Genomic DNA, 12,719 nt, shown 5'->3' with positions numbered 1-12,719 from the left:
CTCAGAAGTGGATCACGCTGCGGATGCTTTTGCCTTCGTGCATCAGGTCGAAAGCCTTGTTGATGTCTTCCAGCCCCATGGTGTGGGTGATGAAGGTATCCAGCGGAATTTCGCCCTTTTCCGACATTTCCACATAGCTCGGCAACTCGCTGCGGCCACGTACGCCACCGAAGGCCGACCCGCGCCAGACGCGCCCGGTGACCAGCTGGAACGGACGGGTGGCGATTTCCTGACCGGCGCCGGCCACTCCGATGATCACCGACTCGCCCCAGCCCTTGTGGCAGCATTCCAGTGCCGCACGCATCAGTTGCACGTTGCCGATGCATTCGAAGGAGTAGTCCACGCCACCGTCGGTGAGGTCGACGATGACCTCCTGGATCGGGCGGTCGTATTCCTTGGGGTTGATGCAGTCGGTGGCGCCGAGCTGCTTGGCGATCTCGAACTTGGCCGGGTTGATGTCGATGGCGATGATGCGCGAAGCCTTGGCCTTGACCGCACCGATGATCGCCGACAGGCCGATGCCGCCCAGACCGAATACGGCCACGGTGTCACCGGGTTGGACCTTGGCGGTGTTGAGCACCGCGCCGATACCGGTGGTCACGCCACAGCCGAGCAGGCAGACCTTTTCCAGCGGCGCCTCCTTCTGGATCTTGGCCACGGAAATTTCCGGCAGCACGGTGTATTCGGAGAAGGTCGAGGTACCCATGTAGTGGAACAGCTGCTGGCCTTTGTACGAGAAGCGCGTGGTGCCGTCGGGCATCAGGCCCTTGCCTTGGGTGGCGCGAATGGCTTGGCAGAGGTTGGTCTTGCCCGAGCGGCAGAATTTGCACTGGCCACACTCGGGCGTGTACAGCGGGATCACGTGGTCGCCCACCGCGACCGAGGTCACGCCCTCGCCCACTGCCTCGACGATGGCCCCACCTTCATGACCGAGGATGGACGGGAAGATGCCTTCCGGGTCGGCGCCCGACAGGGTGTAGGCATCGGTGTGGCAGACGCCGCTGGCCACGACGCGCAACAACACTTCGCCCGCCTTGGGCATGACCACGTCGACTTCGACGATCTCCAGGGGTTTCTTGGCCTCGAAGGCAACGGCGGCACGGGACTTGATCATCAAAGGTCTCCTGTAGGAAAGGGTCGATCTAGAGGCAGTGTAATTAACCGGCTTTTGATGAATAATCCCGCTCTTGTCAAAACATTATTGCCGGACAGGGACAATCATGAGCAGTCGCTGGGAAGGCATCGATGAATTCGTGGCGGTGGCCGAGCACGGGCAGTTCACTGCGGCGGCCGAGCGCCTGGGCGTTTCTTCGTCGCACATCAGCCGGCAGATCGCGCGCCTGGAAGAGCGTTTGCAGACGCGCCTGTTGTACCGCAGCACACGCCGGGTGACTTTGAGTGAAGCCGGGCAGACCTTTCTGCACCACTGCCAGCGCCTGCAAGACGGCCGCGAAGAGGCGTTGCGCGCCATGGGCGACTTGTCCAGCGAGCCGAAGGGCCTTTTGCGCATGACCTGCGCAGTGGCCTACGGCGAGCGCTTCATCGTGCCATTGGTGACCCGGTTCATGGCGCTCTATCCGCAGCTGCGCCTGCAAGTGGAGTTGAGCAACAGCACCCTCGACCTGCTGCACGAAGGCATGGACCTGGCGATCCGCCTGGGCCGCTTGCAGGACTCGCGGCTGGTGGCCAGCCGCCTGGCGCCGCGGCGCATGTACGTCTGCGCCTCACCTGCCTACCTGGAACGCTACGGCAGGCCGCACAGCCTGTCGGAACTGGCACGGCACAACTGCCTGATCGGCAGTTCCGACATCTGGAGCCTGCAACAGGACGGCCGTGAGTTGAGCCAGCGGGTGCAGGGCAACTGGCGTTGCAACAGCGGCCAGGCGGTGTTGGACGCAGCGCTGCAAGGTATGGGTTTGAGTCAGTTGCCGGACTACTACGTGCTCGAGCATTTGCGCAGCGGCGCCTTGGTATCGCTGCTCGACGCTCATCAGCCGCCCAACACGGCAGTGTGGGCGCTGTACCCACAGCAGCGCCACCTGTCGCCCAAGGTGCGGCGGCTGGTGGACTATCTCAAGGAAGAACTGGCCAAGCGGCCGGAGTATTGCCAGGCGTGAGCAGGCGCCAATTCAGCCGCGGTTGGCCCAGCGTTGGCGCAGCCATTCGAGGTCTTCGGGGCGGGTGACCTTGATATTGTCGCCGCGCCCTTCGATCAGGCGCGGCGCCTGGCCGGCCCACTCCATGGCGGACGCTTCGTCGGTGACTACGACGTCGGCCACTTGGCACTCGGCGAGCGCACGGTGCAAGGCGCCCAGACGAAACATCTGCGGGGTGTAGGCCAACCAGATGGTGCTGCGGTCCACCGTTGCCGCGACCCGGCCATCGGCGCCAACGCGTTTGAGCGTGTCTTTGGCGGGCACCGCCAGCAGACCGCCGACCGGGTCGTCGTTCAGCTCGCTCAGCAGCTTGTCCAGGTCTGCCCTGGCCAGGTTGGGCCGCGCCGCATCGTGCACCAGCACCCAGTCGTCATCCGATGCCCCTTGCGCATGCAGGTGCAGCAAGGCATTGAGCACCGAGTCGGCACGCTCGCGGCCACCGGGCGCACGCTGAATGCGCGGATCGCTGGCGCAAGGCAGCCCTGGCCAGTACGGGTCGTGCTCGGCCAGGCTGACCGCTACGCCCTTGAGCTGGGGGTGGTCGAGAAAACAGTCCAACGCGTGTTCGATGAGGGTCTTGCCACCCAGCGCCAGGTATTGCTTGGGCCGGTCGGCCGCCATGCGCGCACCGACCCCGGCGGCGGGCAGCACGGCCCAGAATGCGGGCAAAGGCCTACTCATTTCTGCGGCAGTTGGTAGAGGGTTTCGCCTTCCTTGACCATGCCCAGCTCGTGCCGGGCGCGCTCCTCGACGGTTTCCATACCTTTTTTCAACTCCAGTACTTCGGCATAGAGCACACGGTTGCGCTCCAGCAAACGCTCGTTTTCGACATGCTGGTCGTCAATTTGCTGCTTGAGCTCGGCCACTTGCGCCAGGCTGCCGTTGCCCACCCACAGGCGGTACTGCAGGCCGGCCAGCAGCAGGAGCAGAACGAGGAACAACCAATAAGGACTGCGCATCAGGATATCCAGGGGTGTGAAGGGCAGCAGACGCGTGGCCCACATAGCACGAAGCCTGGCCGAGGCCAGGCTCCGTCGACAGAGACCTTGGAAACACCTGACCGGTTCAACGACACCGCTCAGGCAGTTTCAGGCGCTGCCTTTTTACCATCTCCGAATCAGCCGCGAAACTCGTCGCGGCCCCGGTAGACGGCCTTGGCACCCAGCTGCTCTTCGATGCGCAGCAGTTGGTTGTACTTGGAGACGCGGTCGGAACGGCACAGCGAGCCGGTCTTGATCTGGCCCGCAGCGGTACCAACGGCCAGGTCGGCGATGGTGGAGTCTTCGGTTTCACCGGAGCGGTGCGAGATCACCGCGGTGTAGCCGGCTTCCTTGGCCATCTGGATGGCTTCCAGGGTTTCGGTGAGCGAGCCGATCTGGTTGAACTTGATCAGGATCGAGTTACCGATGCCCTTGTCGATGCCTTCCTTGAGGATCTTGGTGTTGGTCACGAACAGGTCGTCGCCGACCAGCTGGACCTTCTCGCCGATCTTGTCGGTGAGGATCTTCCAGCCTGCCCAGTCGGACTCGTCCAGGCCATCTTCGATGGAGATGATCGGGAAGCGCTCGGTCAGGCCTTTGAGGTAGTCGGCGAAGCCTTCGGCGTCGAACGACTTGCCTTCACCGGACAGGTTGTACTTGCCGTCTTCATAGAACTCGGAAGCGGCGCAGTCCAGGGCCAGGGTCACGTCGGTCCCCAGTTTGTAGCCGGCCTTTTCCACGGCTTCGGCGATGGCGCCCAGGGCGTCTTCGTTGGAAGCCAGGTTAGGCGCGAAGCCACCCTCGTCGCCCACGGCGGTGTTCAGGCCACGGGCCTTGAGTACGGCTTTGAGGTGATGGAAGATCTCGGTGCCCATGCGCAGACCGTCGGAGAAGGTCTTGGCGCCGACCGGCTGGACCATGAACTCTTGAATGTCGACGTTGTTGTCGGCGTGCTCGCCGCCATTGATGATGTTCATCATCGGCACGGGCATGGAGTACTGGCCTGGGGTGCCATTGAGGTTGGCGATATGCGCGTACAGCGGCAGGTCCTGATCTTGGGCGGCTGCCTTGGCTGCGGCCAGGGACACCGCCAGGATGGCGTTGGCGCCCAGCTTGGCCTTGTTCTCGGTACCGTCCAGTTCGATCATGGCGCGGTCCAGCGCTTTCTGGTCCGATGGGTCTTTGCCCAGCAGCAGGTCGCGGATCGGGCCGTTGATGTTGGCGACGGCCTTCAGCACACCCTTGCCCAGGTAACGGCTCTTGTCGCCATCGCGCAGCTCGAGCGCTTCGCGCGAGCCGGTGGAAGCACCGGACGGCGCGCAAGCGCTGCCGATGATGCCGTTGTCGAGCAGTACGTCGGCTTCCACGGTGGGGTTGCCACGGGAATCGAGAACTTCACGACCTTTGATGTCGACGATATTTGCCATTGTTGTAAGCACTCCAGAATTGACGAAAACGACGCAACTAGGGAAATTCGGCTGCGGGCCAGGCAGGGATGGGGCGGCAGGCCTGACGACCGCTGCCCGCTGACTTCAGGGTCAGTGGGCGAACGGGCGGTACTTTACCGGAGAAACCGGCATCATGCGGCTTCTACCGTCAGAAAACTTTTCAGCTACCTGCGCCATCGAGCAACGGCGGCGTAAGAAACGTCGCCCATCCGCCGCTAGAGCGATGGACGAGCGACGTACGGGCCGTTCAGGCCTTTTGCTTCTGTGCCAGAGCCGCCTTGACGAAACCGCTGAACAGCGGGTGACCGTCACGCGGGGTGGAGGTGAACTCCGGGTGGAACTGGCAGGCGACGAACCAAGGGTGGTCCTTGGACTCGACCACTTCCACCAGCGCACCGTCGCCCGAGCGACCGGACACCTGCAAACCGGCATCGATCATCTGTGGCAGCAGCACGTTGTTGACTTCGTAACGGTGGCGGTGGCGCTCGACGATCACGTCTTGGCCGTAGCAGTCGTGCACTTTGGAGTTGCCAACCAGCTGGCATTCCTGCGCGCCCAGGCGCATGGTGCCGCCCAGGTCGGAGGCTTCGGTACGGGTTTCCACGGCGCCGGTGTTGTCCGACCACTCGGTGATCAGGCCCACGACCGGGTGCACGCTGTTGCGGTCGAACTCGGTGGAGTTGGCGTCGGTCCAGCCCATCACGTTACGGGCGAACTCGATCACCGCCACTTGCATGCCCAGGCAGATGCCCAGGTAGGGAACCTTGTTTTCGCGGGCGAACTGCACCGCCTGGATCTTGCCTTCCACACCGCGCAAACCGAAGCCGCCCGGTACCAGGATGGCGTCGGCGCCTTCGAGCAGGCTGGTGCCCTGATTCTCGATGTCTTCGGAATCGATGTAGCGCAGGTTGACCTTGGTGCGGTTCTGGATGCCGGCGTGGCTCATCGCTTCGATCAGCGACTTGTAGGCATCGAGCAGTTCCATGTACTTGCCGACCATGGCAATGGTGACTTCATGCTCGGGGTTGAGCTTGGCGTCGACCACCTGGTCCCACTCGGACAGGTCGGCGCTGTCGCATTGCAGACCGAAGCGCTCGGTGACGAAGTCGTCCAGGCCCTGGGCATGCAGCACGCCTGGGATCTTGTAGATGGTGTCGACGTCTTCCAGGGAAATCACCGCACGTTCTTCGACGTTGGTGAACAGGGCGATCTTGCGCCGCGACGAGGCGTCGACCGGGTGGTCGGAGCGGCAGATCAGCACGTCGGGCTGCAGACCGATGGAGCGCAGTTCCTTGACCGAGTGCTGAGTAGGCTTGGTCTTGGTTTCGCCTGCGGTGGCGATGTACGGGACCAGGGTCAGGTGCATCAGCATGGCGCGTTTGGAGCCGACCTCCACACGCAGCTGGCGGATGGCCTCGAGGAACGGTTGCGACTCGATGTCGCCGACCGTACCGCCGATTTCCACCAGGGCCACGTCGGCATCGCCGGCACCCTTGATGATGCGGCGCTTGATCTCGTCGGTGATGTGCGGAATGACCTGGATGGTCGCGCCCAGGTAGTCACCACGGCGCTCTTTGCGCAGCACGTGTTCATAGACACGGCCGGTGGTGAAGTTGTTGTTCTGGGTCATGGTGGTGCGGATGAACCGCTCGTAGTGGCCCAGGTCGAGGTCGGTTTCGGCACCGTCTTGGGTGACGAACACTTCACCATGCTGGAACGGGCTCATGGTGCCCGGATCGACGTTGATGTACGGGTCCAGCTTGAGCATGGTGACCTTCAGGCCCCGCGCTTCCAGGATGGCCGCCAGGGAAGCCGAGGCAATGCCTTTCCCCAATGAAGAAACAACACCGCCCGTGACGAATATGTAGCGCGTCATGAAAAACCCTAGAAGTCTGCGTTAAAGCGGCTAGCGCCGCCGGAGAAAGCGAAGGAAGGCCGAAGCCCCCGATCACCTGCGTCAATCACAGTGCATCTCGAAAAACTGCCGCGTCTGTACAGACCGGGGTGGTCCCGGCATGGAGCTCGCTTGTCATTTTCAGAAATTCAGCCCAGCAAAAAACTGCTTGGTAATCGGCAACCGCTGCGTTTTCGGACAAAGCGCAGAAGTTGTATCAAGAAGGGAGGGTAGTCTACCGGAATGTCCAGATCAGCTCAAATCCTGCGCGCTGTCCGGTGGCGTCCACTGGGCTTGCACGGCCGCCCCTGCAAGCTCGGGCAGGTTGGCCACCGCCAGCAGCCGGTCGCCCTGCCATACCAGCGGCAGGCGTTGGCGGATGAAGGTCGGTACCCGATGCTCGTTGAGCAGGCGCTTGAGGTCGCGCCGGCCGCGGCCGGGCACTTCGAGCATTTCTCCGCCTTGGCGATACTCGACGCGCAACGCGCCGCCCGGCGGCGTACCGAGCAGTTGCAGCCGACCGTTGTCGGGCAACATCAGCGCCACGTCGGGATTCGGCCAGCCCAGCCCAGCCTGTGGGGACCGCAGCCAACTGCCCTGCAACCACCACAGGCGGCCTTGACTGCGCAGCAGCTGCCCGTCGGTGAGACGCCAGACCGGCTGCGCATCGACGGCCGCATCGCGCAGCGCCTCCCAGCCTGCCCAGTGACGCGTATCGGGAAGGCGCGTGCGCGGCGCGAGCCAGTACTGCAACGCATTGCGCTGGCGGGCGGGCGACAGGTCCTTGAGCGCTTGCAGGCTCAAGGAGTCGACGCCCGACCAGGCGCAGGCCTGCCCCGCCGCTGCCGTCTGCACATCATCCCGCGCCAGCTCGTCGAGCAGATCCTGGGCCTCCCCCAGATGCGCTGCGCTGCGCGCCAGGCTCAGCCCGACCTGCGGCCAACGCTGGCGCAGCACGGGCAGCACCTCGCCACGCAGATAATTACGCGCAAAGCGCACATCGTCATTGGAAGGGTCTTCGATCCACACCAGGCCCGCTTGCTCGGCATGGTCGCGCAAGCCTTCGCGGGAGCATTCGAGCAAAGGTCGCACCAGGTGCCCGCGGCCCAACCTGCGCGCCGCCGGCATGGCGGTCAAGCCGCGCACGCCGGCGCCCCTGAGCAGACGCAGGAGCAGGGTTTCGGCCTGATCGTCGCGGTGCTGGCCGGTGAACAGCACCGCACCCTCTTCCAGCACCTCGACGAACGCTGCGTAGCGCGCGGTGCGCGCCGCCTGTTCGAGGCTGGCGCCCGCTTCGACCTGAACCCGGACGACCCGTAGTTCGATACCCAACCGATCGCATACGCGTTGGCAGTGGTTGGGCCAGGCATCGGCCGCCGCTTGCAGGCCATGGTGCACATGCACCGCGCACAATGGCGGCGCACCATGGCGCTGCCCGTAGGCATGCAATGCGTGCAAGAGAACGGTGGAATCGAGACCGCCAGAAAAGGCGACGTACCAGCGGGGGGCGTTCAGCCAGGGGCGAAGGAAGGACGTGAGTTCGGGCATGCAGCCTGCCTGCGGAACATGGCACGCGTAGGCGCCATGCTCCGGCGATGGGTCTTACAGACCGTAGCTCATCAGGCGCTCGTAACGGCGCGCAAGCAGTGCATCGTTGTCGAACGTGGAGAGATGGTCGAGTTGCTCGACCAGGCTTTCGCGCACGCTTTCGGCCATTTTCGCCGGATCGCGGTGGGCACCGCCCAGTGGCTCGCCGATGACCTTGTCGACGATGTTCAGGCTTTTCAGGCGCTCGGCGGTGATGCCCATGGCCTCGGCTGCATCGGCCGCCTTCTCGGCGGTTTTCCACAGGATCGAGGCGCAACCTTCCGGCGAGATCACCGAATAGGTGGAGTACTGCAGCATGTTCAGCTGGTCGCACACGCCGATGGCCAGCGCGCCGCCAGAACCGCCTTCACCGATGACGGTGGCGATGATCGGCGTTTTCAGGCGCGCCATGACCCGCAGGTTCCAGGCGATCGCTTCGCTCTGGTTGCGCTCTTCGGCATCGATGCCAGGATAGGCGCCCGGGGTGTCGATGAAGGTGAGGATCGGCATCTTGAAGCGCTCGGCCATCTCCATCAGGCGGCAGGCCTTGCGGTAGCCCTCGGGGCGCGGCATGCCGAAGTTGCGGCGCACCTTTTCGCGCACTTCGCGGCCTTTCTGGTGGCCGATGACCATGACCGGCTTGCCGTCCAGGCGCGCGGTGCCGCCGACGATGGCGGCATCGTCGGAGAAGTGGCGGTCGCCGTGCAGCTCTTCGAACTCGGTGAAGATGTGCTGCAGGTAGTCGAGGGTGTAGGGACGACGCGGATGGCGCGCCAGGCGCGCGATCTGCCAGCTGGTCAGATTGCCGAAGATGCTTTCGGTGAGGCTGTTGCTCTTGTCTTCCAGACGGGCAATTTCATCGCTGATGTTCAGCGAATTGTCGTTGCCAACCAGGCGCAGGCCTTCGATCTTGGCTTGCAGGTCGGCAATCGGCTGTTCGAAATCAAGGAAATTCGGGTTCATAAGCATCCGTCTTGGGTCTACGGCCAGGCGGCCGGCCGGTTGATCCGTTTGGCGCCATACCTTACGGGATCAGGCGCGTTGAGGTCGAGTTTAAAGTAGGTCGGTTCAACGATATTGCAAAAAGACGTTCTCACGTCCGAACTGGTCACGCAGGGTCTGGATCAGCCCGTCCGCCGGGTCGATCCGCCACTGCTCGCCGAATTGCAACATCGCCTTGGCATCGCTGCCGGTGTACTCCAGCGTGATGGGGCAACCCCCGCGGTGGCGGGTGATCAGCTCGCCCAGCCAGTTCAGGCGGTCGCCCTTGAGCGTCTCATGGCTGAGCTTCAGGCGCAGGCTCTCGGCCAGGCGCGTGCGTGCATCCTCCATGGTCATCACCTGCTTGACGCGCAGGCGCAGGCCGCCGGAGAAGTCGTCGTTGCTCACCTCCCCTTCGATCACCACCATGGCGTCGGTCTGCAACAGCGCCTGGGCGGCCATGAAGGCGTCGGCGAACAGGGAGGCCTCGATGCGCCCGGAGCGGTCGTCGAGGGTGACGAAGCCCATCTTGTCGCCTTTCTTGTTCTTCATCACGCGCAGGGCGATGATCATCCCGGCCACGGTCTGCACTTCGCGCGAGGGCTTCAAGTCGATGATGCGCTGGCGGGCGAAGCGGCGAATCTCGCTTTCGTATTCGTCGATCGGGTGGCCGGTCAGGTACAGGCCGAGCGTGTCCTTCTCGCCGCGCAGCCGCTCCTTGAGGGTCAGCTCGCGCACCTTGCGGTGATTGGCGTAGACATCGGCGTCCTGCTCGACGAACAGCCCGCCGAACAGGTCGACATGGCCGCTCTCTTCGGTGCGGGCGATCTGCTCGGCCGACTTGATCGCCTCTTCGAGGGCCGACAGCAGCACCGCGCGGTTGCTGTCGATGCTGGCGTGGTACGCCTTGATCTCGTCGTGGAAATGCGGCCCGAGCCGGTCCAGGGCACCGCTGCGGATCAGGGCGTCGAGGGTGCGCTTGTTGATGCGCTTGAGGTCGACGCGCTCGCAGAAGTCGAACAGGTCCTTGAACGGGCCGCCGCTGGCGCGCGCTTCGACGATGGCCTCCACCGGCCCTTCGCCCACGCCCTTGATCGCGCCCAGGCCATAGACGATGCGGCCATCGTCGTTGACCGTGAACTTGAAGTCCGAGCTGTTCACGTCGGGCGCGTCGAGGCGCAGCTTCATGCTGCGCACTTCCTCGATCAGCACCACCACCTTGTCGGTGTTGTGCATGTCCGCCGAGAGCACTGCGGCCATGAACGGCGCCGGGTAGTGCGTCTTGAGCCAGGCGGTCTGGTAGGACACCAGGCCGTAGGCGGCGGAGTGGGATTTGTTGAAGCCGTAACCGGCGAATTTCTCCACCAGGTCGAAGATGTTGCCCGCCAGGTTGGCGTCGATGTTGTTCTTCGCGCACCCCTCGACGAAGCCGCCGCGCTGCTTGGCCATCTCCTCGGGCTTCTTCTTGCCCATGGCCCGGCGCAGCATGTCGGCCTCGCCAAGGGTGTAGCCGGCCATCACCTGGGCGATCTGCATCACCTGTTCCTGGTACAGGATGATGCCGTAGGTCGGCGCCAGCACCGGCTGCAAGCCGTCGTACTGGTAGTCGGGGTGCGGGTAGGCCAGCTCGGCGCGGCCGTGCTTGCGGTTGATGAAGTCGTCGACCATGCCCGATTGCAGCGGCCCCGGACGGAACAGCGCCACCAGTGCGATGAGGTCTTCCAGGCAGTCGGGCTTGAGCTTCTTGATCAGCTCCTTCATGCCGCGCGATTCGAGCTGGAACACCGCCGTGGTCTCGGCCTTTTGCAGCAGCTCGTAGGTCTTGCGGTCGTCCAGCGGGATGAAGTCGATGTTGAGGTCGGGCTGGCCGACCTTGGCCTGCTCGCGGTTGATGGTCTCCATCGCCCACTTGATGATGGTCAGGGTACGCAGGCCGAGGAAGTCGAACTTGACCAGGCCGGCGGCCTCGACATCGTCCTTGTCGAACTGGGTGACCAGGCCGCCGCCCTCTTCGTCGCACGCCACTGGCGAGAAGTCGGTGAGTTTGGTCGGCGCGATGACCACACCCCCGGCGTGTTTGCCGGTACCGCGGCATACGCCCTCGAGCTTGAGCGCCATGTCCCAGATTTCCCGGGCTTCCTCGTCGGCCTTGAGGAAGTCGCGCAGGATCTCTTCCTGTTCGTGGGCCTTGGCCAGGGTCATGCCGACTTCGAAGGGAATCATCTTCGACAGGCGGTCGGCCAGGCCGTAGGACTTGCCCTGCACGCGCGCCACGTCGCGCACCACGGCCTTGGCCGCCATGGTACCGAAAGTGATGATCTGGCTCACCGCGTTGCGCCCGTAGGCGTCGGCCACGTATTCGATGACCCGGTCGCGGCCGTCCATGCAGAAGTCGACGTCGAAGTCGGGCATCGACACCCGTTCGGGGTTGAGGAAGCGCTCGAACAGCAGGTCGTAGGCCAGCGGATCAAGGTCGGTGATCTTCAGCACGTAGGCGACCAGCGAGCCGGCGCCCGAACCCCGGCCCGGGCCGACCGGTACGCCGTTGTTCTTGGCCCACTTGATGAAGTCCATGACGATCAGGAAGTAACCGGGGAAGCCCATCTGGATGATGATGTCCAGCTCGAACTTCAGGCGGTCGAGGTAGACCTGGCGCTTCTCTTCATAGTTGGGCGTGGTGTCTTTGGGCCACAACACCGCCAGACGCTCTTCCAGCCCTTCGTAGGACACATGGCGAAGGTAGTCGTCGATGCCCATGCCGTTGGGGGTCGGGAAGTCCGGCAGGAAGGCCTTGCCCAGTTGCACCTGGATGTTGCAGCGCTTGGCGATCTCCACGGTGTTGGCCAGGGCGTCGGGCAGATCGCTGAACAGCTCGGCCATTTCCTCGGCGCTTTTGAGGTACTGCTGATCGCTGTACAGCCGGGGACGCCGCGGGTCGTCCAGGGTCCAGCCTTCGCCGATGCAGACGCGGGTCTCGTGGGCGTCGAAGTCCGATTGCTTGAGAAAGCGCACGTCGTTGGTCGCCACCAAGGGCGCGCCCAGGCGGTCGGCCAAGGCGACGGCGGCATGTACGTACTCTTCGTCGCCAGGGCGGCCGGTACGTTGCAGCTCCACGTAGAAGCGCTCGGGGAACATCTGCATCCAGTCTTGCAGCAAGGCCTGCGCTTCCTGCTCGCGGCCGGCCAGCAAAGCCATGCCGATGTCGCCCTCGCGCGCCGCCGACAAGGCGATGAGGCCTGCGCTGGCCGGTGGAATCCAGTCACGTTGGATGATCACCAGGCCATTGCGCTGCCCTTCCACCCAACCGCGCGAGAGCAGCTCGGTGAGGTTGCGGTAGCCCTGCGGGTCCATCGCCAGCAGGCAAATGCGCGACAGCGGCGCGTCCGGCTCGCTGCCTGCCAGCCAGAGGTCGACGCCGCAGATCGGTTTGATGCCCGCGCCCATCGCCGCTTTGTAGAACTTCACCAGCGAGCACATGTTGCTCTGGTCGGTGATCGCCACGGCCGGCATGTCCATCGCACCCAGGGCCTTGGCCAGCGGTTTGACCCGCACCAGGCCGTCGACCAGGGAGAATTCGGAATGCACGCGCAGGTGAACGAAAGAGACCGGCATTGATGATCCTGTGGCAGTGTGAAACGAGGGGCGCGATTGTACCGTAATGGTCAAGCGGATG

9 protein-coding genes are annotated in these 12,719 nt (G+C 64.0%); 1 reads left to right on the top strand and 8 read right to left on the bottom strand.

Annotated elements, in window-relative coordinates; all coding sequences use genetic code 11:
• Position 1: 1 nt before the first annotated feature.
• Positions 2–1,114, bottom strand: a complete 1,113-nt coding sequence (locus ACSMEV_RS08895; protein WP_459208076.1) for an S-(hydroxymethyl)glutathione dehydrogenase/class III alcohol dehydrogenase — start codon at positions 1,112–1,114, stop codon at positions 2–4.
• 106 nt (positions 1,115–1,220) lie between these two features.
• Here ACSMEV_RS08895 and ACSMEV_RS08890 point away from each other — a divergent pair, with 106 nt between their 5' ends.
• On the top strand, positions 1,221–2,117 hold the full coding sequence (locus ACSMEV_RS08890; protein ID WP_459208075.1) for a LysR family transcriptional regulator: 897 nt from the start codon (positions 1,221–1,223) through the stop codon (positions 2,115–2,117).
• A gap of 12 nt (positions 2,118–2,129) precedes the next feature.
• On the opposite strand, the gene ispD is transcribed toward ACSMEV_RS08890, so the two are convergent.
• From ispD to dnaE, 7 genes are all read right to left on the bottom strand, one after another.
• Positions 2,130–2,837: a 2-C-methyl-D-erythritol 4-phosphate cytidylyltransferase gene (gene ispD, locus ACSMEV_RS08885; protein ID WP_459208074.1), complete on the bottom strand. Its 708-nt coding sequence runs from the start codon at positions 2,835–2,837 to the stop codon at positions 2,130–2,132.
• Positions 2,834–3,115 carry a cell division protein FtsB gene (gene ftsB, locus ACSMEV_RS08880; protein WP_413046474.1) on the bottom strand — a complete coding sequence of 94 codons (282 nt, stop codon included), beginning with the start codon at positions 3,113–3,115 and terminating at the stop codon, positions 2,834–2,836. The genes ispD and ftsB overlap by 4 nt, the downstream gene beginning before the upstream one ends.
• A gap of 158 nt (positions 3,116–3,273) precedes the next feature.
• On the bottom strand, positions 3,274–4,563 hold the full coding sequence (gene eno, locus ACSMEV_RS08875; protein ID WP_313740866.1) for a phosphopyruvate hydratase: 1,290 nt from the start codon (positions 4,561–4,563) through the stop codon (positions 3,274–3,276).
• Positions 4,564–4,831: 268 nt separating this feature from the next.
• The gene (locus tag ACSMEV_RS08870) at positions 4,832–6,460 is read right to left on the bottom strand and encodes a CTP synthase (RefSeq protein WP_413046472.1); all 1,629 of its coding nucleotides are present in this window, start codon (positions 6,458–6,460) and stop codon (positions 4,832–4,834) included.
• A gap of 270 nt (positions 6,461–6,730) precedes the next feature.
• Positions 6,731–8,026 (bottom strand): tRNA lysidine(34) synthetase TilS, encoded by a 1,296-nt coding sequence (gene tilS, locus ACSMEV_RS08865; RefSeq protein ID WP_459208073.1) that lies wholly within the window; start codon positions 8,024–8,026, stop codon positions 6,731–6,733.
• Between the two features lie 54 nt (positions 8,027–8,080).
• Positions 8,081–9,028: an acetyl-CoA carboxylase carboxyltransferase subunit alpha gene (locus ACSMEV_RS08860; protein WP_459208072.1), complete on the bottom strand. Its 948-nt coding sequence runs from the start codon at positions 9,026–9,028 to the stop codon at positions 8,081–8,083.
• A gap of 105 nt (positions 9,029–9,133) precedes the next feature.
• Entirely contained in the window at positions 9,134–12,658 is a 3,525-nt protein-coding gene (gene dnaE, locus ACSMEV_RS08855) for a DNA polymerase III subunit alpha (protein WP_459208071.1), read from the bottom strand.
• Positions 12,659–12,719 lie beyond the last annotated feature (61 nt).

The sequence above is a fragment of the Pseudomonas sp. MLB6B genome, from assembly GCF_054508135.1.
The sequence above is the reverse complement of the archived record's forward strand: the minus strand, read 5'-3'. Positions and strand labels throughout refer to the sequence as shown.

Coding starts and splice junctions, on each gene's coding strand:
- ACSMEV_RS08895 (WP_459208076.1), bottom strand. CDS start 1,114: ATGATCAAGTCCCGTGCCGCCGTTGCCTTCGAGGCCAAGAAACCCCTG.
- ACSMEV_RS08890 (WP_459208075.1), top strand. CDS start 1,221: ATGAGCAGTCGCTGGGAAGGCATCGATGAATTCGTGGCGGTGGCCGAG.
- ispD (WP_459208074.1), bottom strand. CDS start 2,837: ATGAGTAGGCCTTTGCCCGCATTCTGGGCCGTGCTGCCCGCCGCCGGG.
- ftsB (WP_413046474.1), bottom strand. CDS start 3,115: ATGCGCAGTCCTTATTGGTTGTTCCTCGTTCTGCTCCTGCTGCTGGCC.
- eno (WP_313740866.1), bottom strand. CDS start 4,563: ATGGCAAATATCGTCGACATCAAAGGTCGTGAAGTTCTCGATTCCCGT.
- ACSMEV_RS08870 (WP_413046472.1), bottom strand. CDS start 6,460: ATGACGCGCTACATATTCGTCACGGGCGGTGTTGTTTCTTCATTGGGG.
- tilS (WP_459208073.1), bottom strand. CDS start 8,026: ATGCCCGAACTCACGTCCTTCCTTCGCCCCTGGCTGAACGCCCCCCGC.
- ACSMEV_RS08860 (WP_459208072.1), bottom strand. CDS start 9,028: ATGAACCCGAATTTCCTTGATTTCGAACAGCCGATTGCCGACCTGCAA.
- dnaE (WP_459208071.1), bottom strand. CDS start 12,658: ATGCCGGTCTCTTTCGTTCACCTGCGCGTGCATTCCGAATTCTCCCTG.